Annotated in this window: 22 protein-coding genes; 14 read left to right on the plus strand and 8 right to left on the minus strand. The window is 72.5% G+C overall.

Annotation, left to right across the window (positions count from 1 at the left end; genetic code table 11):
• Window positions 1-28: 28 nt before the first annotated feature.
• Window positions 29-1,117 carry a DUF3866 family protein gene (locus tag FYX01_RS18705; RefSeq protein WP_150243146.1) on the minus strand — a complete coding sequence of 363 codons (1,089 nt, stop codon included), beginning with the start codon at window positions 1,115-1,117 and terminating at the stop codon, window positions 29-31.
• 96 nt (window positions 1,118-1,213) lie between these two features.
• On the opposite strand from FYX01_RS18705, the gene FYX01_RS18710 reads away from it, so the two are divergent.
• The 11 genes from FYX01_RS18710 (at window position 1,214) to FYX01_RS18765 (ending at window position 12,643) form a co-directional block, all read left to right on the plus strand.
• Window positions 1,214-3,268 carry a helix-turn-helix transcriptional regulator gene (locus FYX01_RS18710; RefSeq protein ID WP_150243148.1) on the plus strand — a complete coding sequence of 685 codons (2,055 nt, stop codon included), beginning with the start codon at window positions 1,214-1,216 and terminating at the stop codon, window positions 3,266-3,268.
• 60 nt (window positions 3,269-3,328) lie between these two features.
• Window positions 3,329-3,514, plus strand: coding sequence for a hypothetical protein (locus tag FYX01_RS18715; RefSeq protein WP_150243150.1), 186 nt, complete (start codon window positions 3,329-3,331; stop codon window positions 3,512-3,514).
• Between the two features lie 66 nt (window positions 3,515-3,580).
• Window positions 3,581-3,910, plus strand: coding sequence for a Sec-independent protein translocase subunit TatA (gene tatA / locus FYX01_RS18720; RefSeq protein ID WP_150243152.1), 330 nt, complete (start codon window positions 3,581-3,583; stop codon window positions 3,908-3,910).
• 162 nt (window positions 3,911-4,072) lie between these two features.
• On the plus strand, window positions 4,073-4,903 hold the full coding sequence (tatC, locus tag FYX01_RS18725; protein ID WP_150243216.1) for a twin-arginine translocase subunit TatC: 831 nt from the start codon (window positions 4,073-4,075) through the stop codon (window positions 4,901-4,903).
• 109 nt (window positions 4,904-5,012) lie between these two features.
• The gene (locus FYX01_RS18730) at window positions 5,013-5,435 is read left to right on the plus strand and encodes a DUF397 domain-containing protein (protein WP_150243154.1); all 423 of its coding nucleotides are present in this window, start codon (window positions 5,013-5,015) and stop codon (window positions 5,433-5,435) included.
• Between the two features lie 97 nt (window positions 5,436-5,532).
• The gene (locus FYX01_RS18735; protein WP_150243156.1) at window positions 5,533-6,429 is read left to right on the plus strand and encodes a diacylglycerol/lipid kinase family protein; all 897 of its coding nucleotides are present in this window, start codon (window positions 5,533-5,535) and stop codon (window positions 6,427-6,429) included.
• A gap of 12 nt (window positions 6,430-6,441) precedes the next feature.
• Window positions 6,442-9,285, plus strand: coding sequence for a DEAD/DEAH box helicase (locus tag FYX01_RS18740; RefSeq protein WP_150243158.1), 2,844 nt, complete (start codon window positions 6,442-6,444; stop codon window positions 9,283-9,285).
• A 214-nt stretch (window positions 9,286-9,499) separates the two neighbouring features.
• Window positions 9,500-9,904 carry an aspartate 1-decarboxylase gene (gene panD / locus FYX01_RS18745; protein WP_150243160.1) on the plus strand — a complete coding sequence of 135 codons (405 nt, stop codon included), beginning with the start codon at window positions 9,500-9,502 and terminating at the stop codon, window positions 9,902-9,904.
• Window positions 9,905-10,106: 202 nt separating this feature from the next.
• Window positions 10,107-10,391 carry a hypothetical protein gene (locus FYX01_RS18750; RefSeq protein ID WP_150243162.1) on the plus strand — a complete coding sequence of 95 codons (285 nt, stop codon included), beginning with the start codon at window positions 10,107-10,109 and terminating at the stop codon, window positions 10,389-10,391.
• A 73-nt stretch (window positions 10,392-10,464) separates the two neighbouring features.
• Entirely contained in the window at window positions 10,465-11,754 is a 1,290-nt protein-coding gene (locus FYX01_RS18755; protein ID WP_150243164.1) for an MFS transporter, read from the plus strand.
• Window positions 11,755-12,220: 466 nt separating this feature from the next.
• On the plus strand, window positions 12,221-12,643 hold the full coding sequence (locus tag FYX01_RS18765) for a hypothetical protein (RefSeq protein WP_223830535.1): 423 nt from the start codon (window positions 12,221-12,223) through the stop codon (window positions 12,641-12,643).
• Between the two features lie 43 nt (window positions 12,644-12,686).
• On the opposite strand, the gene FYX01_RS18770 is transcribed toward FYX01_RS18765, so the two are convergent.
• The 5 genes from FYX01_RS18770 to FYX01_RS18790 form a co-directional block, all read right to left on the minus strand.
• On the minus strand, window positions 12,687-13,547 hold the full coding sequence (locus tag FYX01_RS18770; protein ID WP_150243166.1) for a (2Fe-2S)-binding protein: 861 nt from the start codon (window positions 13,545-13,547) through the stop codon (window positions 12,687-12,689).
• A gap of 251 nt (window positions 13,548-13,798) precedes the next feature.
• The gene (locus FYX01_RS18775) at window positions 13,799-14,101 is read right to left on the minus strand and encodes a hypothetical protein (RefSeq protein ID WP_150243168.1); all 303 of its coding nucleotides are present in this window, start codon (window positions 14,099-14,101) and stop codon (window positions 13,799-13,801) included.
• 150 nt (window positions 14,102-14,251) lie between these two features.
• Entirely contained in the window at window positions 14,252-15,454 is a 1,203-nt protein-coding gene (locus tag FYX01_RS18780; RefSeq protein ID WP_150243171.1) for a JmjC domain-containing protein, read from the minus strand.
• A 234-nt stretch (window positions 15,455-15,688) separates the two neighbouring features.
• Window positions 15,689-17,785, minus strand: coding sequence for a prolyl oligopeptidase family serine peptidase (locus FYX01_RS18785; RefSeq protein ID WP_150243218.1), 2,097 nt, complete (start codon window positions 17,783-17,785; stop codon window positions 15,689-15,691).
• A gap of 238 nt (window positions 17,786-18,023) precedes the next feature.
• Window positions 18,024-19,238 (minus strand): ABC transporter ATP-binding protein, encoded by a 1,215-nt coding sequence (locus tag FYX01_RS18790; protein ID WP_150243173.1) that lies wholly within the window; start codon window positions 19,236-19,238, stop codon window positions 18,024-18,026.
• Window positions 19,239-19,846: 608 nt separating this feature from the next.
• Between FYX01_RS18790 and lnt the strand changes: the two genes are divergently transcribed.
• Together lnt and FYX01_RS18800 are read left to right on the plus strand one after the other, a co-directional pair.
• Window positions 19,847-21,535 (plus strand): apolipoprotein N-acyltransferase, encoded by a 1,689-nt coding sequence (gene lnt, locus FYX01_RS18795; protein WP_223830536.1) that lies wholly within the window; start codon window positions 19,847-19,849, stop codon window positions 21,533-21,535.
• Between the two features lie 103 nt (window positions 21,536-21,638).
• Complete coding sequence (locus FYX01_RS18800; RefSeq protein WP_150243177.1) at window positions 21,639-22,190, plus strand: FxsA family protein; 552 nt, start codon at window positions 21,639-21,641, stop codon at window positions 22,188-22,190.
• 135 nt (window positions 22,191-22,325) lie between these two features.
• Here the strand turns inward: FYX01_RS18800 and FYX01_RS18805 are convergent, their stop codons facing one another.
• Entirely contained in the window at window positions 22,326-24,953 is a 2,628-nt protein-coding gene (locus tag FYX01_RS18805; RefSeq protein ID WP_150243179.1) for an HAD-IC family P-type ATPase, read from the minus strand.
• A 288-nt stretch (window positions 24,954-25,241) separates the two neighbouring features.
• Between FYX01_RS18805 and FYX01_RS18810 the strand changes: the two genes are divergently transcribed.
• Entirely contained in the window at window positions 25,242-26,054 is an 813-nt protein-coding gene (locus FYX01_RS18810) for an NRDE family protein (protein WP_150243181.1), read from the plus strand.
• Window positions 26,055-26,141: 87 nt separating this feature from the next.
• Here FYX01_RS18810 and FYX01_RS18815 read toward each other — a convergent pair.
• Window positions 26,142-26,688: ricin-type beta-trefoil lectin domain protein (locus FYX01_RS18815; RefSeq protein ID WP_190394387.1), on the minus strand; the 547-nt coding region annotated here is incomplete at its 5' end.

The following is a 26,688-nucleotide window of genomic DNA, read 5'->3' on the forward strand; positions in this document are numbered from 1 at the left end:
TCCCACTCCGGTGGGGACGGGGAGGACGTCAGAGCAGACCGGCCGCGTGGCGGCCCGCGGCCGCGGCGCTCAGGAAGGCCGCGCGGTCCTCCTCCAGCCCCCGGCCCATCGTCGACACCTTCACCGGCAGCGCACGCACCGCCTCCTCCAGTCCGTCGACGCCCACGTCCACCAGCTCGTGCCGGTCGCCCAGCGCGCCGGCCTGGGCGCGCACACGCTCACCGAGCACCCCCGGCAGCAGCGGCACCACCACCTGCGCCCGGGCCAGCGCCACCCGCCCGTAGGCCGTCAGACTGTGGTGCGACACCCCGCGGTGCCGTTCGCGCGCGTCGGCCTCGCTCACCCGCAGCGACGCCACCGGGCGTCCGCCCAGCACCGCCGCCGCGTTCACCGCCTCGCCGCACGAGACCCCCGAGAAGCCCCACGGGGTCCCGGTGCCCAGGTTCCCCGGCCCCTGGCACACCACCGCCACGTCCGCGCCCATCACGTGCCGGGCCGCCAGCAGCCCCGAGTGCACGGTCACCGCCTCGAGGTCACCGCCGAAGGACTGGCCCGTGGTCACGCACCCCGCCAGCAGTCCCTCCCCGCGCAGAGTGTCCACCAGCCGCGAGAACGCCGCGGGCAGCGCGCCGCCGTCGAGCATCACGTTGACGATCCGCGCCCCGGGCCGCCCCGCGCGCACCCCCGCCACCACGGCGGGCAGCGCCGAGTGAAGGTCGGCCACCACCACCGGCATGCCGTCCACGCCCTCGGCCGAGCGCAGCACCCCGTGGTACGGGGACTCCTGCTCGTCGGCGCCCAGGACGGTCGCCTGCAGCGGCGTGTACCGGGCCTTGACCAGGTGTCCGGGCTCCTCCCGGTCCGCGGGCAGCCGGTCCGGCACGGCCACGACCAGCGCGTATCCCCCCGTGCCCAGTCCCAGGTCCAGGGCTCCGGTGTTGAGCAGTACGGTGTCGCCCACCTCGGGGGAGCCCACCAGGTCGGTGTAGGCCAGCGCGCGGCACGTCGCCGTCCCGCCGGCCCCGTCGTCGGCGGACTCCACCGCCACCACGCACAGGACGACCCCCGGCCACGAGGGGAGGATCTGACGGACTTCGCCGCGACGCCACCGGATCATGCCTGGCACGGTACCGTCGTTGCTGAACCGGCCGCGGGACGACGCGCCATCGCGCTCCGCCCGGTACATCCACCACGGTCGAGAAGGGTGCGGGCGATGTCGCGCAGGAAGACGGAACGACAGCTGAACCTGGTCATCTGTCTGTTGTCCACGCGCCGTCACCTGACCGCGCAGGAGATCAGGCAGACGGTGCACGGTTACGCCGAGGCGGAGACCGAGTCGGCGTTCAAGCGCATGTTCGAGCGTGACAAGCGCGAACTGCGCGACAGCGGTATCCCCGTCCAGGTCGGCACCGGCGACGCCATCAGCGGCGAGGAGGGCTACCGCATCTCCCGCTCCGACTACGAGCTACCCGAGATCGAACTCCTGCCCGACGAGGCCCTCGTCCTGGGCCTGGCCGCCCGCGCGTGGCGGCACGCCTCCCTCGGCGAGGCCGCCGCCAACGCCCTGTTCAAGCTCCGTTCCGCGGGGGTCCCCGTCGACAGTGAGGCCGCCCCCGGCCTCACCCCGGCCATGCGCACCGACGAGCCCTCCTTCGGTCCCGTCTGGCAGGCCGTCCGCGACCGGCGCCCCATCTCCTTCGGCTACCGCAAACCCGGTCAGACCGAGACCGAGACCCGTGAGATCGAGCCCTGGGGCATCGTCAACCTGCGCGGCCACTGGTACGTGGTCGGCCACGACCGCCTGCGTGGCGCCCGGCGGGTCTTTCGCCTGGGCCGTGTCCGCGGTGAGGTGACCGTCCTGCGCGACGGTCCCGACATCGTCATCCCCGAGGGCGTCGACCTGCGCTCGGTGGTCGCGGGGCAGAGGGCCGAGCCCGAGCGCACCGCCGTCCTGCGGGTGCGCACCGACTCCGCGCACGCCCTGCGCCGCAGCGCCCTGCGCGTGGTCCCCGGCGAGCGCGACGGCTCCGGCGTCGGCTGGGACACCCTCACCTACCCCTACGCCGACACCCCCGACCTGGTACGGCGTACGGCCTCCTTCGGCTCGTGCGCCGTCGTCGTCGAACCCGTCGAGGCCCGTGAGGCCGCGGCCGCCCACCTGGCGGCCGTCGCCGAGGCCGGGCCCGCCACCGTCGCCGTTCCCGACGGCTCCGGCGCGGTCGAGGACTCCGGGGCTCCGGCGCGCGGTCCGCGCTCGGCCGATCAGCTGCGCCGTCTCCTCATGCTCGTCCCCTACGCCCTGGGCCGGGACGTGCGCGTACCCGAGGTGGCCCGGCACTTCGGGCTCAGCGAGAAGCAGGTGGTCGCCGACCTCAGCCTTCTGTGGATGTGCGGTCTGCCCGGCTACACTCCCGGTGACCTCATCGACGTCGACCTCGACGCCGCCAGGGAGACCGGTGAGATCATCATCGGCAACGCCGACACCCTCGCCCAGCCGTTGCGTCTGACCGCCGACGAGGCGGCCAGCCTGGTCGTGGGCCTCTCGTTGCTCGAAGCCCTGCCCGAGGCCGAGGGCCTGGAGGTCGGAGCGCTCAAGAGGGTCAGCGAGAAGCTGCGTGCCGCCGCCGGGGCCGCCCTCGGCTCCCTGGCCGACTCGGTCCAGGTGCGTCTGGAGGGCGACGAGCAGGTGGCCCAGACCCAGCGCCGCTGCGCCGACGCCCTGGAGTCGGGCCAGCGCCTGCACCTGCGCTACCTGTCGGGCTATCTGGACCAGGTCACCGAGCGCGACGTGGACCCCATGGGCCTGGTGGTCCAGGACGGCTACCCCTTCCTGGAGGGCTACTGCCACCTGCGCCGCGACGTGCGCCTGTTCCGTCTGGACCGGGTCCTGGAGCTGACCGTGCTGCCCTACGCGGCCCAGGTGCCCGAGGGTGTGGGCCGCCGTGACCTGTCCGGCGGCGTACTCCAGCGCTCGGACCGTGACGCCGAGGTCGTCCTCGACCTGGAGCCCACCGCCCGCTGGGTGACCGAGGACTACGTGTGCGAGTCGGTGGCCGAACTGCCCGGGGGAAGGATCCGCGCCACCCTGCGCACCCCCGCCCCCGCCTGGGTGGTGCGGCTGGCGTTGCACCTGGGGCCGCAGGGACGCGTGGTGGCTCCCGAGGCGCTCGCCGAGGAGGTACGCGCGGAGGCACGGCGGGCCCTGGAGCACTACCGCGCACCTCAAACCTCCGCGGAATTGGTCGAGACCACTTCGTCGCCCGAGTGAGGCCCAGACGTTCACCCGGGGGCGGGGTGTAGTCCATATCCGAAGGGATAGGGTTGAATCGTGATCGTCCTCGTTGTCCTGTTCGGTGCGGTCGCGGCCGGACTCGCCGTCATCAGCCTCCTCGCGCTGCGTGTACGCCGCGCGGCGGACGTGCTGTCGGTGACGGTGGCACGGGCGTCGGACGAGTACCGGACGAGTAGCGCTGACCTGCGTGAGCGTGTCGGCCAAAGCGGTGCGGGGACATGATGGACCCGCGTCCGAATGCGCGTACTATCGAAGGCGCTTGGTCGCGCCCCACAGAGAGGTAGAACCATGGGACCGTTCAACGGACCTACCATCGCCATCCTGGTGATCCTGGCCCTGCTGCTGTTCGGAGCCAAGAAGCTCCCGGACCTGGCCCGTTCCGTGGGGCGCAGCGCGCGTATCCTCAAGGCCGAGAGCAAGGGCCTGATCGACGAGGAGAACGACACCGAAGAGGCCAAGGACGCCCAGAAGCAGCAGGCCTCCACCCAGCAGCAGAACGCGCCCGCGGAGCCGCAGCAGCCGCAGCATCCCCAGCAGTCCGGCTACCCGCAGCTGCCCGCCGGCCAGCGCATCGTCAGCGAGACCGGTGAGACCACGCACCGCACCTACGGCAACTAGCACGGGAACCGGACGAAGCGCGGCACAGGGGCCCGCGGTACATCGCGCGGCGTGCCGTCGGACCTCGGCCGCAGGTCCCGCAGCCCCCGGCGAGGGCCGAAGGAGATAGAGAGTGACCGCACGATGAGGGCACGAAGCCGGGCCACCAACCCCGAGGCCCGGATGCCGCTCATGGAACACCTGCGCGAGCTGCGCAACCGCCTGACGAAGGCGATGATCGCTCTCGCGCTGGGCGCCGTGATCGGCTACCTGGTCTACGACCTGGTGTGGGACTTCCTGGTAGAGCCCTACTGCTCCCTTCCCGAGTCCCAGGTGAGCGGCCCCGACGACTGCTCCCTCATCGTCACCGGTCCCTTCGACGCCTTCTTCGTCGCCTTCAAGGTCTGGCTCTTCGTCGGTGCCCTGGCCTCCGCGCCGTTCTGGATGTACCAGCTGTGGGCCTTCGTCGCCCCGGCCCTGCACGGTCGCGAGAAGCGCTACGCCTACATCTTCGCGCCGTTCGCCGCCCTGCTGTTCGCCGCCGGCGCGGGCCTGGCCTACTACATCACCTCCTACGCGCTGACCATGCTCTTCGGGTTCCTGCCCGAGGACGCGGATCCCTTCCTCACCATCGGCGAGTACCTGGACTACATGCTCATCATGATGGGCATGTTCGGTGTGGGTTTCGTGCTGCCGCTGCTGGTGGCCCTGCTCAACATCGCCGGGATACTCCCGCACGAGGCCATCGCCAAGTGGCGCCGCGTCATCGTCTTCGGCGCGTTCCTCGTCGCGGCCGTCATCACCCCCGCCGAGCCGATCTCCATGCTCGCCCTGGCCGTGCCGCTCGTGGCCCTCTTCGAGCTGGCCGAGCTGTTCGCCTTCCTCAACGACCGGCGCAAGCGGCGCGACGACCCCTACTCGGACCTGGACGACGACCAGATCTCCGAACTCGACGAGACCCCCTCCGAGCTGGACGGTCCCGACGTCGGCGAGCAGTCCGGAAAACGCTCCTGAGCCGTCCCGGGCATGCCCTAGGGTCGTGCGTTGGGCGGTGGCCGGTGGGTGCCGCCCCGCCGGTCCGGGGGTTCCCGGCCGAGGACGGTTGTTGGGAAGGGGAAGTTCGATGAGCGAGCAGGCCGAGGCCAAACGGGAGCTCCCGCCCGAGGCCATGGGCAACGAGAAGTGGCACGACACCACCGACGCGGTCTGGATGCGGTCCTCCCTGTCCAAGGAGGAGTCCGAGGCCGTGGTCGAGGTCGCCACCTTCGACGACGGCTTCCGCGCCGTGCGTGACGGCAAGTCCCCCGAGAAGGGCATCCTGTTCTTCACCCCCGCCGAGTGGGAGGCCTTCGTCCTGGGCGCCCGCGACGGCGAGTTCGACATCCCCGAGGAGTACCTCACCGAGGAGGAGCGCCGGATCCAGCGCGGCGAGGCCGACGCCGAGGCCGCCTGGGTGCCCTCTCCGCTGAACACGCCCAAGGCGATGGAGGAGTACCATCGCCGCCAGCGCGAGGAAGCCGAGCAGAAGCAGGCCGAGGGCTCCTAAGCAGTCCCGCGCGCGCACCCGGGCGCGAGGGTGTGCGGGCGACCTCCACCGCCCCGTACACCCTTCGTCCCCCGGCCCCCGGTAGCTAAGGACTCGCATGCCTCCTCATATCGCCCTCCTGGTCAACCCGCACTCCGGTCGGCGCCGCGCGGCCGTCCTCGCGGTGCGGTTGAAGGAGGCGCTGCGCGACGCCGGCGCCCGCGTGCACGTCTACACCGGCCGCTCGTCGGCCGACAGCCGCCGCATGGCCCGCCTGGCCGCCGCCGACCGGCCCGACGCCCTCGTGGCCGTGGGCGGGGACGGGCTGGTCCACCAGGCGCTGCAGGGGGTGGTGGGCACGGGGGTGCCCCTGGCCGCCGTTCCCGCCGGAACCGGCAACGACATCGTCCGCGCCTTCGGACACCCGCGCGGGTCGGCCCACGACATGGCCGCCGCGATCCTGCGGGGCCGCACCCGTCCGACCGACGCCGTGCGCCTGCGTCTGGCCGACGGCACCCGGCGCTACTTCCTCAGCGTTCTGGCCTGCGGTTTCGACGCCCGGGTCAACGAGCGGGTGAACGCCCAGCGGTTCCGTGTCGGCCGGGCCGGGTACATGGTGGGACTCCTGGCCGAACTGCGCTCCTTCCGGCCCATCGACTACGAGATCGACGTGGACGGGCGCCGCATCGCCGAACCCGGCATGCTCGTCGCGGTCGGCAACACCTGCGCCTACGGCGGCGGTATGCGCGTGTGCCCCGACGCGGAGCCCGACGACGGCCTCCTCGACGTGGTCTTCGTCCGCAAGGCCCCGCTCGGCCGCTTCCTGCGCCTGTTCCCACACGTGTTCAACGGCAGCCACACCGGACTCGACGAGATCGTGGTCGAACGCGGGCACACCGTCACCATCCGCGCCGATGCGGGCGCGGCCTACGCCGACGGCGAACGCATGGGCGAACCGCCGCTGGTATGCGAGGTCGTGCCCAAGGCGGTCGAGATGTTGGAGCTGACCTCATAGGCTGGAAGCCATATGAGTAGTCACGCTGAGCGGTACGCCGCCTTCCGCCGGCGCCAGGAAGCCTCCAGCGCCGCCATCGAGGCCTTCCAGAACCTCTACGGGTTCGAGTTCGACCCGTTCCAGATCGGGGCCTGCAAGGCCCTGGAGAACGGCCACGGGGTGCTGGTGGCCGCGCCGACCGGCTCCGGCAAGACCGTGGTCGGGGAGTTCGCCGTGCACCTGGCCCTGGGCGGGGGCACCAAGTGCTTCTACACCACGCCCATCAAGGCGCTGTCCAACCAGAAGTACAACGACCTGGTCAGGCGCTACGGCGCCGACCAGGTCGGACTGCTGACCGGGGACAACAGCGTCAACGGCGAGGCGCCCGTGGTCGTCATGACCACCGAGGTACTGCGCAACATGCTCTACGAGGGCTCGGCGACCCTCGGCGGACTGGCCTACGTGGTGATGGACGAGGTGCACTACCTCGCCAACCGGTTCCGCGGCGCGGTCTGGGAGGAGGTGATCATCCACCTGCCCGAGTCGGTGAGCATGGTCGCCCTGTCGGCCACCGTCAGCAACGCCGAGGAGTTCGGCGATTGGCTGCAGCAGGTGCGCGGTGACACCACCGTCATCGTCGACGAGAAGCGGCCCGTGCCGCTGTGGCAGCACGTCATGGTCGGCGACCGCGTCCACGACCTGTTCGTGGACATGGAGGAGGAGCCCTCCGCCGACGAGGGGGAACAGGACGGCGCCCGGAGGCGCAAGGGCAAGCGCAAGCGCGAGCGCCGCCGCCAGGGCTGGCAGCCCCGCGAGATCGAGGTGGGCGGACAGAAGCTGCGGATCAACCCGCGGCTGACCCGCTTCGCCGAGGAGGACTCCCGGCTCACCCAGATGGCCGACCGGCGCCGCCACCCGCAGTCGCGGGCCCGCGGCAGCGTGCGGCCCCGCTCCCGGTTCGCGCCGCCCTCCAGGCCCACCGTCATCGAGGAGCTCGACGACGGCGGTCTGCTGCCCGCGATCACCTTCATCTTCAGCCGGGCGGGCTGCGACGATGCCGTCCGTCAGTGCGTGTCCTCCGGACTGGTGCTCACCACCCCGGAGGAGGCCGGCCGGATCCGCGAGTACGCCGAGTCCCAGTGCGCCGACATTCCCCCCGCCGACCTGGCCGTGCTCGGGTTCGACCAGTGGCTGCGCGCCCTGGAGGCGGGTATCTCCGCCCACCACGCCGGGATGCTCCCCAAGTTCAAGGAGATCGTCGAGCACCTGTTCTCGCGCGGGTTCATCCGCGCGGTGTTCGCCACCGAGACCCTGGCGCTGGGCATCAACATGCCCGCACGCACGGTGGTCATCGAAAAGCTCGACAAGTGGAACGGCGAGACCCACGCCCAGCTCACCCCCGGCGAGTACACGCAGCTCACCGGGCGCGCCGGGCGGCGCGGCATCGACGTGGAGGGCCACGCGGTGGTCGTGTGGCAGGCCGGGACCGACCCCGAGGCGGTCGCCAGCCTCGCGGGCACCCGCACCTACCCGCTCAACTCCAGCTTCCAGCCGTCCTACAACATGGCGGTCAACCTGGTCGGCCAGGTCGGCCGCCAGCGCAGCCGCAACATGCTGGAGGCCTCCTTCGCCCAGTTCCAGGCCGACCGCGCCGTGGTAGGCCTGGTCAAGCAGCTGCGCAAGCACGAGGAGGCCCTGGAGGGCTACGCCAAGGCCGCCGAGTGCCATCTGGGCGACTTCATGGAGTACGCCGCGCTGCGCCGTGCCCTGAGCGACCGCGAGTCCATGCTCGCCAAGACCCGCTCGGTCCGGCGCCGCGACGAGGCTCTGGAGAGCCTGGAGAAGCTGCGCATCGGCGACATCATCCGCATCCCGGCGGGCCGCTTCTCCGGACACGCGGTCGTGCTGGACCCGGGACTGCGCCACGACCTGCCCGCACCGCTGGTGCTCACCGTGGACAAGCAGGTCAAGCGGGTCAACGCCAGCGACTTCCCCGTGCCGGTGCAGCCGTCCGGGCGCATGCGCGTGCCCAAGTCGTTCTCGGCCAAGTCGCCCCGCTCGCGCCAGGACCTGGCCTCCACGCTGCGCAACAAGCTCAAGGAGCAGGGCAACGACCCCGTCTACGAGCGGGGTTCACGCGACGCGGGGGAGGACGCCGAGGTGCTGCGGCTGCGCTCCGAGCTGCGCCGGCACCCCTGCCACGGGTGCGCCGACCGCGAGGACCACGCCCGCTGGGCCGAGCGCTACTTCCGGCTGCGCAAGGAGACCGACGGACTGCGCCGTCGGGTGGAGGGGCGCTCGCACGTCATCTCCCGCACCTTCGACAGGGTGTGCGGGGTCCTGGAGGACCTGGAGTACCTGTCCGAGAACGACGTCTCCGACGACGGGGCACGTCTGGCCAAGATCTACTCCGACCTCGACCTGCTCGTGGCCGAGTGCCTGCGCCGCGGGATCTGGAGGGACCTGACCCCGGTGGAGCTGGCGGCCTGCGCGGCCTCGCTGGTCTACGAGGCGCGGCGGAGCGACGACGCCTACCCGCGCCTGCCCGGCGGGCGGATCGAGGAGACGCTCGTGGAGATGGTGCGGCTGTGGGGCGAGCTCAACGAGGTCGAGTCCCGGCACCGGGTGTCGTTCCTGCGCCAGCCCGACCTGGGGTTCGTGTGGACGGCGCACCGCTGGGCGAGCGGCGACCGGCTGGACGCCATCCTGCGCCAGGCCGACATGACCGCCGGGGACTTCGTGCGCACCACCAAGATGCTGGTGGACATGCTCAGCCAGATCGCGGGGGCCAGCGGAGACGCCGAGGTGCGCTCCACCGCGCGCAAGGCCTGCGACCTGGTGCGCCGGGGCGTGGTGGCCTACTCCTCGTTCAGCTAGGGAGTGTCCGGACGACCGTGTGCGGAGCCCGGTCACGGGGACCGCGGCGGTGGCGGCCTGACGGCCGACCGGGGCGGAACACCCGGGTCCTCCGGGACGTTGCGTGCGATGGAGGACCCCGGTGGCCGAAGCGGTACACGGGTGGGGCCATCATGGAGGAGCACGGGACCCCTGAGGCCTGTAGTTCGCGAGACACCTGAAAGAGGCTTGAGCAGTGCTGCGCACCCTCATCAACGGAAAGATCCACCGCGCCACGGTCACGCAGGCCGACCTGCACTACGTCGGATCGGTCACGATCGACGCCGACCTGATGGACGCCGCCGACATCGTCGACGGCGAGCAGGTCCACATCGTCGACATCGACAACGGCGCCCGGCTGGTCACCTACGCGATCACCGGTGAGCGCGGCACGGGCGTCATCGGCATCAACGGCGCCGCCGCACGGCTGGTCAGCCCCGGCGACCTGGTCATCGTCATCTCCTACGCCCAGCTGACCGAGGCCGAGCGGGCCGAGCACGTCCAGCACATCGTGCACGTGGACCGGGACAACGGGATCATCGCCCTGGGCAACGACCCGGCCGAGCCGGTTCCGGGCGGTGAGCTGGTCTCCGGACGCTGAGCTCCCACGACGGGCTGGTGCCCGTGCCGACGCCGGGCGCGTCGGCACGGGCACCTCGCTTTCCCGGGAGGTCCGGGACGCGTGTCCCTCCGGGCCGCGGCCGCGGTGGCCGGGCGGGAGTACACCCGGCGGTTCGCGCAAGGGCCGCACGTCACACGTGGCATGGCCGGTTCCGGCCTGGTGGGCCGCCCCGGCACCGGGTATGTCCACCATCGGCATGGACGAGACCGGGGACGAGGAACAGCGCAGGATCGCCGAGCACGTCGAGTGGCAGAAGCAGGGCGCGTGGGTCGTCCTGTGGGGTCCCTACACCCGCTGCTTCTGGGCGTTCGCGTGCTGGCCCGTGGTCCCCGAGAGCGGGGTCGTCATCAGCGCGGACGACCCGCACGTCCTCTACTCCGAGATGCGCTACGTCGAACGCGAGCACGGCTTCCTGCGGTGGCGCTACGGGCGGGGCCGAGGGCCGCGTGTCCGTGATCGTGGGTAGTCCGACATGGCCGCCACACAGTGCTGAGGGCTAGGCTTCTTCCGTCGCTGGGACGAATCGGAAAGTAGGCCACGTGTCGACATATATCGCTCAACCGGAGGGAATCCTCACCGAGGAGAGACGGACCCGGCTCCAGCGCCGTACCGTCCTGACCCTCATGCTCGCCCAGATGGTCGGCGGCATCGGGATGGGCGCCATGCTCGCCGTGGGCGCGCTCATCGCCCTGGAGCTCACCGGCTCCGACGCCTGGTCCGGCGCGGCCACCACCATGATCACCCTGGGCGCCGCGGTCTTCGCCCTCCCCCTCGCCTCGCTGGCCGCACGGCACGGCCGCCGCCCCGGCCTCGCGGCGGGCTGGGTGCTCGGCGCGCTCGGCGGCACCGTCACCATCGCCGCCACGGTGCTGGGTACGTTCGTGCTGTTCCTGGTGGGCATGGTGCTGGTCGGCGCCGGTACCGCCACCAACCTGCAGGCCCGCCACGCCGCCGCCGACCTGGCCTCCGAACGCAGCCGCGGCCGGGACCTGTCCATCGTGGTGTGGGCCACCACGATCGGCTCGGTGGCGGGCCCCAACCTGATCGGCCCCAGCGGAAGCGTGGCCGCCCTCTTCGGCCTGCCCGAACTACTGGGCCCGGTACTGTTCACCACGGCCGGATTCGTCCTGGGCGCGGTACTGACCTTCATACTGCTGCGTCCCGACCCGCTGCGCGTGGCCACCGCGGCCCGGACGCGCGAGGGCGCGCCCTCCGGCGTCCGGCTGTCCGTGGCCGGGGCGCTGCGGGTGATCGCGGCCAGTCCGGGCGCCCTGCTCGCGGTGGTCGGCATCGTGGCCAGCCACACGGTGATGGTCGCGGTCATGACCATGACCCCCGTGCACATGTCCCACCACGACGCGGCTCTGACCGTGATCGGACTGACCATCTCCCTGCACATCGCCGGAATGTACGCGCTGTCCCCGGTCGTGGGGTGGCTCACCGACCGGCTCGGCCGCGTTCCCCTGCTGCTGACGGGGCAGGTGCTCCTGCTGGTCGCCGCGATGGTGGCGGGTACGGCCGGGCACGACGAGACCCAGGTGACGGTCGGGCTGGTCCTGCTGGGCCTGGGGTGGTCGTTCGGCCTGGTGTCCGGGACGGCGCTGCTGGCCGAGTCCCTGTCGGCCGAGGTGCGTCCCCGTGCGCAGGGGGTCAGCGACCTGGTCATGAACCTGGGCGGTGCCACGGCCGGGGCACTGTCGGGTGTGGTGCTGGCCCAGGCGGGTTTCGGCGGCCTGAACCTGTTCGCGGCCCTGTTCACCGTGCCGGTGTTCGTGCTCGCCGTACGCGCGCTCCTGGTCCGGCGGGACCGGTACCCGCACACCGGGTGAGCCCGTACGCGACCGGTCTCGGCGCCGGGCGACACGTCCGGACCTTTACCGGAAACGCCCCGCGATCTCCACGGAGATCCGTGTTCGTGTGGTTACCGTGTAGGTGTGATGTGCCTACCGGCCCCGGTGGGCGGATTTCGCTGACGGAGGGGTGTCCCCAGTGTCCGATCGCGATGAGGACGTGCCGGGAAAGCGGCCAGGACGGCATGAGGACCCGGTGAACCACCATCCTCCGGAGGAATGGCGTCCCGGTGACCCCGGTGACCCGTGGGAGAGCGGGCCCCAGCCTCCGGGGGAGCCGCCGCACAGGTATCCCCACCACGAACCCCCGAGGGGCGGACACCCGGAGGAGGACCCAGGAGGTTCCGGGGACCAGCCCGGGACGGGGCCGCGGTCGACGGGGGCGTACGCCTACGGGGAGCGGCCGCCGGGGGACCGGCACCCGACGGGCGCACCTCCCGAACCGGTGGACGGTGAACTCTCCGAGGGGCCCAGCGGCCCCGGCCAGGCCGGGTACGAGCACGCTGGTTACGCGCCCGGGTACGGGGAGGCGGACGTCTCCCGTGCGGGTCCGGGCGCTCCCCCGCCCGGCGGACAGCCGGAGAACTTCAGTTCCGGTCAGGCGCCCGGCTACTTCGAGGCCGGCGGCTACCCCTCCGGCCAGGGGCCGGGATACGCCCCGGGGTCGGGCGCGGCGGGGGGTTACGCACAGGGATACGGGCAGGGGCCCGGCGGCGGGCAGGGTTACCCGCCCCAGGGCGGCTACGGCCCTCCCGAGACCCGGCCCACCCCCTGGGGCAAGCTCCTGGGCATCAGCTGCGGCGTGCTCCTGCTCCTGCTGTTCCTCGTCGGGGGCTGTACGACGCTCGTTCTGTTCACCGCCGGGTAGCGGGGGGCGCCCGACGCGTTCGGCGGCCGGGCGGGGGAACCGGTCAGGGTGCCAGCGCGGGGTCGCGCAACCACTCCGACAGGTCCTGCTGGCGCTCCCCGTCGCACTTGAGCGGGCACGTGGTGCAGTACCCGTGCTCCGAGTCGCCCTTGTAGTCGAAGCAGCAGGTGCCGCGCACCGCCCACGTCCCGCGCGGGTGGCCGGGGGCGAAGGGGAACAGGCGCGGCCGCCTGCGGGTCACCGCGCCGGCCTCGACCACCGCTTCTCCCAGCCGGGTGGCCAGTTCCCAGGCCTGCTCGGCGTCCCGCCCCAGGTAGCGGGCGGGGTTGAGCATGTAGAAGTGCAGGGTGTCGAGCACCCATCCCCACAGGGTGCGCTTGCCCGACCGCGAGTGCGCGTGCAGGGCCTCGATGAGGGGCTCGAACGTGGCGAACAGGGCCTGGGCGGCCATCCGCAACTGGTCGTCCTCGTCCTGCGCGACCACGGTGGCCGGATGGTCGGCCGCGGGGTCGTCCGGCAGGACCGCCATGCGGGTGTCGACCGAGGCGGGTGTGCCGAACCGTGCCCGGACGGTGTCCCAGGGCAGGTGGAGGGTCTCCGGGCCCAGCAGCGGGGCCCGCCCGGTCAGGTACAGCGACGCCGAGACCAGGAAGATCGGTTCGCGCAGGGTGACACGGAGGAAGTTGGTGGCGGCGGGGAGACGGTGGCCGGGGCCGTGCTCGGTCCACAGCTTGTCGAACAGGACCGGCAGCGAGCCGTCCGAGGCCAGGACACCGGCCTGGTACCAGTGCACGGGTCCCGCAGGGTCGGCCTGGACCTCCTCGGGGGAGAGCAGGTCGGGCAGGGGCGCGAACTTCAGTGGCGCACAGGCGCCGCGGAGTGCGTCGAGCGGATCTGCAACCACCGTGTGAACCTGCCCTTCGTCGCACGATGCCGTCATGTCCGGAGGTCGTGTGGCCGCAGTGATCTCCGGGGGAGTGGATGCATCTGCGCCTCTTAAGTGAGGCTACCCTAACGGTCTCGCGTGCCGCAATGATCATGGGAGGCCTGTGGAAGCACGCCGGGCGAGGGAGGACACGGATCCGAGCGGGTTTCCAGGCGGGGCGGGCTGTGTGGAACCCGCCGTCCGTGTCGGTTTTGCGAAGTATTTGCTGTTCAAGCGAGGGGCGGAAGCGCGGGGTGGCACCGGAGAGAAGGGCTCCCGCGCTCTCCGGTGCCGCCGGAAACCCTGACGGGCGGCTGCCCGGCTCCGGCGGCGGGGCGGCAGGGCCAGGTGGTGGCCATGTCCACCGCGTTGGTGTCGCCGCCGAAGACGGTGTCCAACTGGGGCATCGCCATCAGGATGAACAGGAACACCATCGGGCGGTTCAGGGCGGTCCCGAGGAGCGGCACGGAGCTGCGCGGCCTCCACTCGCGGTGCTCGGCGTAGCGGCGGCGCCGCGCCATCCGGTATCCCATTCGGGAGAGGGCACTGGAGGAGCCTTCACCCCGGGGGGGACGACGATGCCGCCGGGCCCCCGGACGATGTGGACTTCGCCATCCGTCGGCTCCTGGACGGTACCGAGGTGTAGTGGAACGCCGGCGCGGGCCGGGAACGACGGATGACGACTACCGCACCAGCACCAGGTGGTGCTGCGACAGGACGGACACGATCTCCGCGGTCCGTCCGGCCTCCACGCCCGCGTGCGCGGCCAACTCGGCCACGGTCAGCGCTCGGTGCTCGGCGATCGTCTCCAGGACCGGTCCGACCGCGGCCGGGAACCGGTACCGGCGCCCGCCCACCGTCACCGCCACCTTCCCGTCCTCGCGGGACAGCGGCGGCGGCAGGATCGGCACGAACTCCACCCGGGCGTCGGCGGGCGGGGCGCCCTCCTCCACCGGCCACGGCAGGGAGAACGAGGTCCGGCGCGGGAAGCGGGCGTCCCGCTCGGCCAGGAAGCCGTCCACGTCCAGCTCCTCGGCCAGTTCGGCCATCCGCGCGACCAGCTCGCCCTGGCGCTTGCGCCGCACCTCCGGTTCGGCGAAGCGCGGCAGGTCCTGGCGGAAGACCTCCTCCTCGAACAGCCGCCGCACCAGCGCCTCCGCCCACTCCACCCCGGTCGCCCGGGTGAAACCGAAGGTCAGGTGCATGCTCACCTCACCGGTCCCGGTCACCGTGTGCCACCAGCCGCGGGGCACGTGGATGACCTGGCCCGGCCGCAGTACGCCCTCCCACACCAGGTGCAGCTCGCCGTCGGCGTCGCGCGGAGGCGTGTGGGTGTGGTCCACGTCGTTCTTCATCGGGTACGGGCGCGACCCCGGACCGTGCACCTGCCACTGCTTGGTGCCCTCCACCTGCACGATCACCGTGTCGTGGTCGTCCCAGTGGGTGTCGAAGCCGCGCGACTCGCCCCAGATCAGGTACAGGTTGGCCTGCGCGCGCTCGCGCACCAGCCGCATCAGGTCGTCGGCCGCCGCGCCCACCTGCGGATGCATCCGGTCCAGGCTGTCCAGAACCAGGCTCGCCCCCGCCCGCAACTCCCGGTACAGGGCCTCGGGGCGTACCACCCGCCGCGCGTTGCGCGAGGAGGCCGCCGTCTCGGTGTAGCGGTCGACCGGGACCGGTGACCCGTCGCGGTGCAGGCGCAGCCTCGGCGGTTCGGGGGAGCACGTGGCCAGCAGTTCGTTGAGGTCGTCGAAGGTCAACAGCGAACGCACCGCGTCCGCGCCCAGGTCGGCGAAGACGAACTCCTCCGACAGGCGTGTGGTGAGGGCGTCCCGGCCCACGACGTCGCACAGGGTCCGGGTGAACAGGTGGCCGGGGTCGGTCACGGCGTGTCCTTTCCGTACACGGGGAGGGCCCCGCCCGGCCAGGGGGGACCGGGCCGGGCGGGACATCGGTCAGATGAAGTCGGAACTGGAGTCGGTGCCGTCGTTGTCGCCGCCCGCGGTGATGTCGCGGGAGGTTACCTCCGCCAGGTCCTCGACCTCGACCTCGATCGGGTCCATACGCACCCCACCTCGCTTTCTGTGTGCCGTTTCTCTTGTCCAGGACCGCACCCGCGCTCAGCGCGGTGACAGCCCCGTTCGGTGGGCCGCGAACGCGTGCGCGTCGGCGGCCAGCCCCACCGCCCGGCTGACCGCGCGCGGGCCGTGGCCCACGTCGCGCTCGTACCGGAGCAGGACCGGTGGGCGCCCCTCCTCCCGCGCCGCCGCCAGCAGCGCGGCGCACATCTTGCGCGGGTGGGCGGCGTCGGTGCGGGTGTCACCGTGGAAACCGGTGAGCAGGACGCTGGGGAAGCGCCGCCCGGGCGTGTGCACCGTGCTGTCCAGCGCACGGTGGTAGGGGGAATAGGACATCAGGGCGGCGAAGTCGTCGGGATCGGCGGCGGTGCCGAACTCGCGGGTCCACATGCGGCCCAGCCCCATCAGCTCGAAGCGGGCCATGTCCGCGAGCGGAGCGGAGGCGATCACCGACCCGCACAGGTCCGGGCGCGCGGTCGCGGCGGCCAGGACCAGCAGCCCGCCCGCCGAGCCGCCCGACAGGCACAGTCGGCGGCGTGTGCACAGCCCGGCCGAGACCAGGGCGTCCGCGGCGGCCACCAGGTCCTCCACGGCGCGCGGCTTGGCGCGGCCGGAACCGGCCAGGTGCCACCCGCGGCCCGCGTCGCCCCCTCCGCGCACGTGGGCGACCGCGTACCGGCCGCCCGAGAGCAGCCAGGCCAGCACGGTCGCGCTGAAGCCGAACTGGCGGGGACGCCCGAAGCCGCCGTAGGCGTGCAGGATGGTCGGCCGCGCATCGGCCGGTGGTCGTGCCCTCCGGCCGCCCACGGCGGTGAACACGGTCACAGGGACACGTGTGCCGTCCCCGGAGCGGCACCAGAGCACCGTGCGCTCCACGGTGGGGGAGGGCGGGGTCACGGGTGCGCCGGACGGCCACGGCCGGGGAGCGCGCTCCCCCGGAGGCAGGCACAGGACCCGTTGCTGGGTGGCCACGTCCGCGTACCCCAGGTACACCGATCCGTCGGGGGCGGTCTCGGGGGCGCAGACCATGCCCTCCCCGGGCAGGTCCACCGCGTACAGCGGCGCGCCCGAGCGGGCGTCGTGCACGGCGGCCTCGCTGATCCCCAGGCGCGTGCGCGACACGAACAGCGCCGTGCCGCCTCCGGGGCCGCCGCACGGTGCGAAGGCGTCCAGGGTCGCGCCGCGTTCCTCGGGCACCACCTCGCGCCAGTGCTCCGTCCCCGGCTCCTCGGGGGAGACCGAGCAGATCCTTCGCCACGGAGCGCCCAGGGTGGTGCGCAGGTACAGCAGGCCGTCGGGTCCCAGACGGGCCTCGGTCTCGCCCTCGGCACCCACCTGGACGGGGCGCAGCACGGGACGACCCGGCGCGGTGGCGGCCAGGTCGGCCAGCCACAGGTCGGTGCGGTGTCCGGTGCCGTGGCTCTCGGTCACCAGCAGCCACCTGTGTCCCAGGATCCGGACCCCGGGCACGGTGTCGGGCGCCGTGCAGGCGTGGACGAGCGTCTCGGCGCCGTCGGCGACCCGGCGCAGCCACACGCCGCGTACGCCCTGTGCGCCGTCGCGGCGCACGTAGTAGAAGGAGGGAACGTCCCCGGGCACCCATGCCACGTGGGAGTAGCGCACCTTCGGCACGGGCGGGCCCACCGGTGCGCCGCCGTCGGCGCGCAGTACGCGCAGGCCACCGCGTTCCACGCCCCCGGAGGAGGTCTGCACCGCCACCAGGCTCCCGTCGGGGCTGGGCTCCCAGGCGTCCAGGGTGGTGCGCCCACCGGGGTCCTCGGCGGCGGGGTCGTACAGGGTGCGCGGCGGGCCGTCGCCGGCCAGGACGACCAGGCGCGGGTGCTCGGTCCCGGAGGGGCGCACGGTGGCGAAGGCCGCCCCGGGACGGTGGACCGGGGGGCTCCACAGGTCGGTGTCCACCAGTGAGCGGATGAGTGCGGCCAGGCGCTCGCGCAGGGGCCAGGTGGCCGCCTCGCGCTCGTACTCGCGGCTCCGCTCCTCCAGCCAGCGCAGGGTCTCGGGGGAGTCGGCGGTCTCCAACCACCGGTAGGGGTCGGGTACGGCCCGGCCGTGCAGTGTGTCGACGACGGACACCGGGTCGGGGGCGAGGGCGGCTCCGGGGGCTCGGTTGCGCACCATCACATCGTTGGCGCGAGCTGAGCCGGTGGTCAAGGAACAGATCCCTTGCCCCCGGGTACATGGCTGTGTCCTCAAGGCAAGGTTTGTCGATGCGCGGACCGGGAATCGCGTCGGCCACCTTCGGACCGGACGCCTCTGCCGCCCGGTCCGCCGGTCACCCGGTGGCGCGGACACGAGGGACCGCCCCGCCGGATCCCGGAAGGAGGGAAAGGACCCGGCGGGGCGGTCGCGGGACGACCTAGAAGTTGTCCGGGTGGCCGATGGCCAGTCCGCTCTCCTGGTCGAAGAAGTGCAGCTGGCTCACGTCCACCGACAGGTTGACCGTCTTGCCCGGGCGCACGTCGCTGCGGGGGCTCACGCGGGCCGTGAACTGCGTCTGGCTGCTGCTCAGCGGCATACCGCTCTCGTCGCCCTCCTCGCCCGCGGCGTCCTTGGCCAGGGCGGCGGCGTCCTCGTGGCGCACCGGCGGGGCGTCGACGCCGAAGATCACGTTGATCTCCGTGCCCAGTTCCTCGGTCACGCCCGCGGTCACCTGGATCTTCGGGTCGCTGCTGCCGTCGAGGTCGTCGTCCTTGAAGTCCGAGGGACGGATGCCCAGGATGATGCCGCGCCCCAGGTAGTCGCGCAGGTTCTGACGCGAGTCCAGGACGCTCGCCGGGACGGGAAGCTTGTGGTCGGCGAAGGTGAGCACCGCGTCGTCGCCCTCGGCGACCAGCTCGGCGTCGACGAAGTTCATCGCCGGGGAGCCGATGAACCCGGCCACGAACAGGTTGACGGGGGCGTCGAAGAGGCGCTTGGGGGTGTCCACCTGCTGCAGGCGGCCGTCGCGCAGCACCGCGACCCGGTCGCCGAGGGTCATCGCCTCGATCTGGTCGTGGGTGACGTAGACGGTGGTGACGCCCAGGCGGTCGTGGAGCTGGTTGAGGGAGGCGCGCATCTGCACGCGCAGCTTCGCGTCCAGGTTGGACAGCGGCTCGTCCATGAGGAACGCGCGCGGCTCGCGCACGATCGCGCGGCCCATGGCCACACGCTGGCGCTGGCCGCCGGAGAGCGCGCCCGGCTTGCGCTTGAGGTAGGGCTCCAGGCCCAGCATCTCGGCCGCGTCCTTCACGCGGCGCGCGATCTCGGGCTTGGGGACCTTGCGCAGCTTCAGGCCGAAGGCCAGGTTCTGCTCGACGCTCATGTGGGGGTAGAGCGCGTAGTTCTGGAAGACCATCGCGATGTCGCGGTCCTTGGGCGGACGGTCGTTGACGATCTCGTCGCCGATGACCAGGGTGCCCGCCGAGATCTCCTCCAGGCCCGCGATCATGCGCAGCGCGGTGGACTTACCGCAGCCGGAGGGGCCGACGAGCACCATGAACTCGCCGTCCTCGATCTTCAGGTTCAGGTTGTCGACGGCCTTGACGTCGCCGCCGTAGATCTTGTCAACACCCTCAAGGGCGATCTCCGCCATGGTTGTCAGCTCCCGGGCCGGGTTCGAGGTGGGGTGACGCGAATCTCGGAAGGTCCGTGCCACTGGATCTGGATCTTTCGAAGTTGATCGAACCAGGTCGTTCTACTGATCACATCAGACATGATCTTGATCGAAAAGTCCATACTTGAGTCGATGTCGATCTGATCGCGGTCGGGCGCGCACCCCCTCCACCCAGCTGGCGTGGCGGCCCCAGGTGCGTTAGCCTGTCCGACGGTTCATCCCTTTCTTCCCCCTGCGCGCTCGAAGCGGCGGCCACGACACGGTCGCCGGGTTGAGGCATCGGGTCGGGGAGTCTGGGTAACCTGACGACCAGTCCAGCACTGGACGGACCGGTTGTGCGGCCCCCACTCGTCCGATTGGACGCTGCACCACGCACCAGGTGTGGTTGGGATCGGGTGAGGGGTGGAGTACCGCGACCGGGCGGGGGGTTGGACCCGGAAAAGGCCCGAACATCCAGTAGACAACGGTCTTCCGAGCTCGCCGCCGACGGGACGGAGCCGGTCCGAAGGGTGGCTCGGGCCTTTTCCGCGTCCCCCCATATGCTGACCGCGAGCACTCCACCAGCCAGCGGAAAGCGAGCACCCCACGTGGTTGCCGAGCACACCGAGCAGGGCGACGTCCCCGGCTCCGACAGACCCTCGCCGGAACCGGTGGGGCAGGAGCGGACGGCGACCCCGACACGCTCCGCCACCTCCGCTCCGGTGCCGGGGCACCGCTGGGGGCGCGGCGACCTCGTGTGGCGGGTGCTCGCCGCGGTCGGTTCCGGCCTGGCCCAGCTCCTGGCCCTGCCGCCCTACGGCCTGTGGTTGCTGGGGCCGCTCAGCGCCGCCCTGCTCGCCTTCGCCGTCCTCGGGACCCGCGTGCGCCGCGCCGCCTGGCTCGGCGCCCTGTCCGGGGCCACACTCATGGTTCCCCTGGTGCGGTGGCAGGACATCTTCGGCATCGACGTGTGGCTGCTCATCGCCGCCGCCGAGACCGTCTACTTCCTCCCCATGGCGATGGGCCTGGCCCTGGTCACGCGCCTGCCCGCCTGGCCGCTGTGGACCGCGGCCCTGTGGGTGGCCCAGGAGGCCCTGCGCGCCCGCTGGCCGCTGGGCGGCTTCCCCTGGGGCAAGCTCGCCTTCGCCCAACCGGACACGCCCTTCGTCGGCTATGCGGCCCTGGGCTCCTCCGCGCTGGTGTCCTTCGCCGTCGCCCTCACCGGCGGCCTGCTGCTGTGGAGCGTGCTGCGCGCCGTCTCCGCCCGGAGCGCCGTGCGCGGTGGTCGGAACGACCGGAACGGTCGGGGTGCACGGGCGAACCTGGGTCTGGCCGCCGTCGGTCTGGCGGCCGGCGCCGCGGTCGTCGCGGGCGGCACGCTGGCCCCCGCGATCGGTCGACCCGCCGTCGCCGACACCGTCACCGTCGGCATGGTCCAGGGAAACGTGCCCAACGTCGGCGAGATGTCCATCCTCGGCGAGCGCATGCAGGTCCTCGACAACCACGCCGACGGGGTCCACGAGCTCGCCGACGCCGTCCGGGCCGGGGAGTACCCCCAGCCCGACATGGTGCTGCTGCCCGAGAACGCCAGCGACATCGACCCCTTCCGGGAACCCGCCGCCCGGGAGATCATCGACGCGGCCGCCGCCGACGCGGGCGTCCCCCTGCTGTGGGGTATGAGCCGCTTCAACGACGACGGCACCCGCCACGTCAGCAGCGTGGTCTGGGACCCCCAGGCCGGCCCGGGGCAGGTCTACGACAAGCGCTACCTCGTGCCCTTCGGCGAGTACATCCCCTACCGCGACTTCTTCACGCGGTTCGTGGCCCGCCTGCAGCAGGTCAGCTCCGACGCCGTCCCCGGTACCGAGCCCGGCGCGCTGGACGTGGCCGGCACCACCCTGGCCGTCGGCGTCTGCTTCGACGTGGCCTTCGACCCGCCGGTGCGCGAGGCGGTGGCCGCGGGCGGACAGATCATCGTGATCCCCACCAACAACGCCAACTACAACTTCACCGGCCAGACCAACCAGCAGCTGGCCATCACCCAGCTGCGGGCCGTCGAGCACGGGCGCCCGGCGGTGGTCGTCTCCACCAGTGGCGTCAGCGCCGTGGTCGAGCCCGACGGGACCCTCGCCTACGCCTCGGAGGAGGCCGTGGCCGACGTCCACGTCGCCGAACTGGAGGCGATGGAGGGCACGACCGTCGCCACCCGGCTCGGCGCGGCTCCCGAGGCCCTGCTGAGCGCGCTGGGGCTGGCCGCGGCGGCCGCGGCCGTGCTCATCGGCCGCCGCCGGGCCTGAGGGCCTGTTCGCCCGCGGCGTTCTCGGAGGGGGAACCCTGAAGCCCGCGTGCGCGTTCCCAGAGTGGGGAGGACCCGGTCGACGACCCTGAGGATGGTTTCGCATGCCGCTGCTGACAGTGCTGGCGCTGATGGCGCTGCCGTTCCTGGAAGTGTGGCTGATGATCGCCGTCGGCGGCTGGATCGGTGTGCCGTGGACACTGGCGGCCCTGGTCTCGCTGCTGGTCCTGGGCGTGGCCGTGCTGCGCCGGGCCGGGACCAGGGCCTTCCGGGACGCCGACGGGGCCCTGCGGTCGGGTGAGCCGCCGCGGGGCGGCCTGCTCGACCCGCTCATGCTGATGGCGGGCGGCGTCCTGCTCGTCGTCCCGGGGTTCGTCACCGCCGTGCTCGGCCTGCTGATGGTCCTGCCCTTCACCCGGCCCGCACTGCGCTGGGCGTTCGTCGGATGGGCGCAGCGGCGCGTGAAGCGGATGCAGGAGCGGATGAACGAGGAGTTCGTCGTCCGGGGCGCCAGCGCTCCCGGCCAGGATCCCTCCGGCGGTGGGGGCGGACCCTTCGGCCGCCGCCCCGGCGCCGACAGTGACGCCTCCGCGCCCAACCGGGGCCGCGTCATCCGGGGCAGCTTCGAACCCGAGGACCCCGACGACAGGGCCTGACCCCCGCCCGCCGGGACCGGGTGGCCAGCTCCACCGCGCGCCGCAGGCCGGTCCCCGGATGATCTTGCCCGTACTGGCATCCTCGGCGGTCGAGGACGCCAGTACGGGCAAGATCATCGCTGTTGGGGCCAGGGCTCAGACGGGCTCGGGGGTGCGCTCCTCGGAGTCCTTCCGGGCCTTCTCCTCGGCGGAGCGTGCCTCGGAGCGGGCGATCATCCGGTCGTCCACCACACGGATCACGGTGATCGCCACGATCGCCGCACCCGCCACGGCCAGACCGGTGAGCACCTTGGCCGGGTCGCTCACGTCCAGGTCGAAGAACCACTGCCCCAGCGGGGTCACCATGGCCAGTGTCAGCAGGCCCACCATGGAACCCACCAGCAGCACCTTCCACCACACGTACGGCTTGGCCACCAGCAGCAGTACCCACAGCGTCGTGGCGCACAGCGTGATCACCACCGCGGTGCGGTCCGCCGGGTCGGGCACCGTCCGCCCGCCCAGCACCAGCAGGTAGGTGGTCACCGCCGCGAAGCCCGCCACCATCCCCGAGGGGACCGCCAGCCGCAGCGTCCGCATCACGAACCCCGGCCGGGCGATGTCGGTGTTGGGCGCCAGCGCCAGGAAGAACGACGGGATGCCGAACGTGACCGCGTTGATCAGCGTCGCGTGGCGGGGGAAGAAGGGGTAGGCCACCGCCAGCAGCCCCACGATGATCGCCAGCGTCATCGTGTACACGGTCTTGGTCAGGAACAGGCCGGCCACCCGCTCGATGTTGCCGATCACCCGGCGGCCCTCGGCCACCACGCGCGGCAGCGCCGCGAACCGGTCGTCGAGCAGCACCAGCTGGGCCACCGAACGCGACGCCGGGCTCCCCGAGCCCATCGCCACGCCGATGTCGGCCTCCTTCAGCGCCAGCACGTCGTTGACGCCGTCACCGGTCATCGCCACCGTGTGCCCGCGCCCGCGCAGGCCCCGCACCATGTCGCGCTTGCGTTCGGGCGTCACCCGTCCGAACGCCGAGCCCTCCTCCACCTCGCGGGCCAGCTCGCCCCCGTCCTCGGACAGCGCACGCGCGTCCACCGGCCGCTCCGCACCCGACAGGCCCAGCTCCCGGCCCACCGCGCCCACCGACGCGGCGTGGTCGCCGGAGATGACCTTGACGTCCACGCCCTGATCACCGAAGTAGTCCAGGGTCGGACCGGCGTCCTCGCGCACCCTCTGGTCCAGTACCACCAGCGCCACCGGCGCCACCGTGCCGGGGGCCTCCTCGGCGTCCACCCGCGCCGAGGCCCGGGCCAGCAGCAGGACCCGGTGGCCCTGTGCGCCCAGCCTGGCCGCCTCGGCCGCCGCCGGATCCCCGGACGGGACCAGCACGTCGGCCGCGCCCAGCGCCCAGTGCTCCTCGACCCCGGAGGCCAGGAAGCTCGCCCCGCTCCACTTGCGGGCCGAGGAGAAGGGAGCCAGCGCCGTCACCGGCCAGTCCGGTGCGGAGCGGCCCCCGGCCCCGCACCCGCGCCCGATCGCCGCCATGCTCGGATTGTGGTCGGGGTCGCTGGCCGCCAGCGCCGCCAGCACCCGGGACGGAGGCGGCCCGGCGCCGTACCCGCCCAGGTCGCGGACCTCCGTCAGCCTCATGCCCGCCTCGGTCAGCGTGCCCGTCTTGTCGGTGCACACCACGTCCACGCGGGCCAGGCCCTCGATCGCGGGCAGCTCCTGCACCAGGCACCTGTGCCGTCCCAGCCGGATCACCCCGACCGCGAACGCGATGCTGGTGAGCAGGATCAGGCCCTCGGGGATCATGGACACCAGCGCCGCCACCATGCCGCGCAGCGCGTCCGCCAGCGGGCCGGAGATCTGCCCGCCCGCCGTCGGCTCCTCCAGGGTCACGTGCCCGCCCATGAACAGCTGGCTGTAGACCAGCAGGGCGCCGATCGGGAACAGCGCGAAGGTGATCCACGTCAGGATCCGGTTGATCCCCGAACGCAGCTCCGAGCGCACCAGGGAGAAGCGGCTCGCCTCCTCCGCGAGCCGTGCCGCGTAGGCGTGCCGCCCCACCTTGGTGGCCCGGAACCGGCCCGTACCCGCCACCACGAAACTGCCCGACATCACCGTGTCGCCGGGCTGCTTGACCACCGGGTCGGCCTCGCCGGTCAGCAGTGACTCGTCGACCTCCAGCCCGCCGACCCAGGTGACGGTGCCGTCGACCACGATCTGGTCTCCCACGCCCACGTCCAGGACCTCGTCCAGGACGATCTCCTGGGCGGTCACGCGCGTGGTGGAGCCGTCGCGCACCACCCGCGGGCGGGTGGCGTTGACGATGGCGAGCTTGTCCAGGGTGCGCTTGGCGCGCAGCTCCTGGACGATGCCGATGAGCGTGTTGATGAGGATGACCATCGCGAACAGCCCGTCCTGCACGGGGCCGATCACGGCGATGATGGAGAACAGCACCGCGATCATCGCGTTGATCCGGGTGAACACGTTGCCGCGGATGATCTGGGCGACCGTGCGGCTGGCACGTACCGGGACGTCGTTGGTCCGGCCGGCGGCGACGCGCTCGGCGACCTCCCCCCGGGTCAGGCCGGGCTCGTTCGGGGGACCCTGCGGTCCGGGCCGTTCCGCGGGGGCCTCCGCCGCGGCGGACCGGCCCGAGGACCCGGTGGAGCCGTTGCCCGGCAGCGGGCCGGTGACGGACGGGGAGACCCCCTGAGCCCTGTCCGCGGTGCTGTCCGCACCGTCCTCGGGCCGGTCGGGTTGTTCGGGCACGCACACTCCTGGGTGGTACGGGAAAACGGGACGGGGTCCTGTCGGGGCACGTCGGACAGGTCCGCCCCGGACGCTTCAAGGGTAGGGAGACACACAGACTAGAAGACTCCGGGCCCGCGCACAGGTACACCCGCCCCCGGGTCGGTGCGGTGTTCGCACCACACGGGGTCGGGCGGGGCCCGCACCCTCTCGCCCGCGGGGCGCATGGCGTCGTAGAGTCCGAGTACCGTTGCGTTCGTTTCCGTTCGTCTTCCGGCCGTCCCGCCGAAAGCCACAGCAAAGGTCGTCATGTGCACTGTCATCGTCGGCTTCGATCCCGGCGCGGACACGCCCCTGGTCATCGCCGCGTTCAGGGACGAGATCTCCTCCCGCCCCTGGGACCGGCCCGCGCACCACTGGCCCGACCAGCCCGAACTGGTCGGCGGCCGTGACCGTCTGGCCGGGGGCACCTGGCTGGCCGTCGACCCCGTCCACGCTCGTGCGGCCGCCCTGCTCAACGGGTGGCCCTGGGACGGGCGCATGCCCTGGGAGGGCACCTACCCGGCCAGCCGGGGCGACCTGCCCCTGCGGGCCCTCGCCCACGCGGTCCGGGACCCGGAACGGGATCCGCTGCGCGGGGAGGACCCCACCCTGTACGCGCCCTTCCACCTGCTGGACACCGACGCCCACCGGGCCAACCTGCACAGTTGGGACGGGCGCTGCCTGGACACCCGGACGCTGCCGGTCGGGGTGAGCATCGTGGTCAACACCGGACTGGACCCGGACGACCCGCGCGTCGTTCGGCACACGCCCGGCTTCGCGCGTACCCGGCCCGACCCGGCCGACCTCGCCCGCGCCGATGGCGTCGAGGACGTGTGGGGGGAGTGGCCGCGCCTGATCGCCGAGGCGGCCGACTCCCCGCCCCGTTCGGCGGGTACCGACGAGTCCGGCGACCCGACCGGCCTGATGGCCCGCGCCGACCTGGGTGACGGGAGGGTGTGGGCCACCGGGTCGGTGACCCTGTTGGCCCTGGACCGCGAGACCGTGCGCTACGCCTTCACCGACGCCCCGGCCGACCCCGGGGCGTGGCGGATGATCGACCTGTCGCCGCCCCTGGCCTGAGGCGATCGTCCTGGGAGCGCGCGGCGCCGCCCGCCGGGAGGACCCGGCGGGCGGCGCTCAGGGGGGACTCACGGGAGGGCGTGAGGGTCAGCCGGGCAGATCCCAACGCTGGACGGCGCTGCCGTCGCAGTCGGCGATCTCCATGCGGGTGCCGTCGTTCTGCGCTCTTCCCTGCGGCTGCAGGCAGCGGCTCGACTGCGGGTTGCGCAGGGCCTGGGTTCCGCCGTCATGGGTCCACTGCTGGGCGCCGGTCCCGTTGCAGTCCCACAGCTGTACCGGGGTGCCCGCGGCGGTTCCACCGCCGGCCACGTCCAGGCACTTGCCGAACGCCCGGAGCGTGCCGTCGGCGCCGGCGGTCCACTCCTGGGCCTGGCTGCCGTTGCAGTGCGCCAGCTGGACGGGGGTCCCGTTGCCCGTCTGAGCCCCGGCCACGTCGAGGCAGACGCCGTTGGAGGCGGTGACCGTGCCGGTGCCCCCGCCGGTACCGCCGTCGCCCTGCGAGTACACCCGGACGTAGTCGACGATCATTTGTTGGGGGAACTGGGTGGTGGCGTCGGGGTAGCCGGGCCATTCGCCGCCGACGGCGACGTTGAGGATCATGAAGAAGGACTGGTCGTAGACCCAGTTGCCGCCT

The organism is Nocardiopsis quinghaiensis, assembly GCF_008638365.1.
Taxonomy (GTDB): Bacteria; Actinomycetota; Actinomycetes; order Streptosporangiales; family Streptosporangiaceae; genus Nocardiopsis; species Nocardiopsis quinghaiensis.

Coding starts and splice junctions, on each gene's coding strand:
- FYX01_RS18775 (WP_150243168.1), bottom strand. CDS start 14,101: ATGGGATACCGGATGGCGCGGCGCCGCCGCTACGCCGAGCACCGCGAG.
- FYX01_RS18800 (WP_150243177.1), top strand. CDS start 21,639: ATGCCGCTGCTGACAGTGCTGGCGCTGATGGCGCTGCCGTTCCTGGAA.
- FYX01_RS18730 (WP_150243154.1), top strand. CDS start 5,013: ATGAGCGAGCAGGCCGAGGCCAAACGGGAGCTCCCGCCCGAGGCCATG.
- FYX01_RS18810 (WP_150243181.1), top strand. CDS start 25,242: ATGTGCACTGTCATCGTCGGCTTCGATCCCGGCGCGGACACGCCCCTG.
- FYX01_RS18785 (WP_150243218.1), bottom strand. CDS start 17,785: ATGGTGCGCAACCGAGCCCCCGGAGCCGCCCTCGCCCCCGACCCGGTG.
- FYX01_RS18750 (WP_150243162.1), top strand. CDS start 10,107: ATGTCCACCATCGGCATGGACGAGACCGGGGACGAGGAACAGCGCAGG.
- tatA (WP_150243152.1), top strand. CDS start 3,581: ATGGGACCGTTCAACGGACCTACCATCGCCATCCTGGTGATCCTGGCC.
- FYX01_RS18705 (WP_150243146.1), bottom strand. CDS start 1,117: ATGATCCGGTGGCGTCGCGGCGAAGTCCGTCAGATCCTCCCCTCGTGG.
- tatC (WP_150243216.1), top strand. CDS start 4,073: ATGCCGCTCATGGAACACCTGCGCGAGCTGCGCAACCGCCTGACGAAG.
- FYX01_RS18735 (WP_150243156.1), top strand. CDS start 5,533: ATGCCTCCTCATATCGCCCTCCTGGTCAACCCGCACTCCGGTCGGCGC.
- FYX01_RS18740 (WP_150243158.1), top strand. CDS start 6,442: ATGAGTAGTCACGCTGAGCGGTACGCCGCCTTCCGCCGGCGCCAGGAA.
- FYX01_RS18790 (WP_150243173.1), bottom strand. CDS start 19,238: ATGGCGGAGATCGCCCTTGAGGGTGTTGACAAGATCTACGGCGGCGAC.
- FYX01_RS18710 (WP_150243148.1), top strand. CDS start 1,214: ATGTCGCGCAGGAAGACGGAACGACAGCTGAACCTGGTCATCTGTCTG.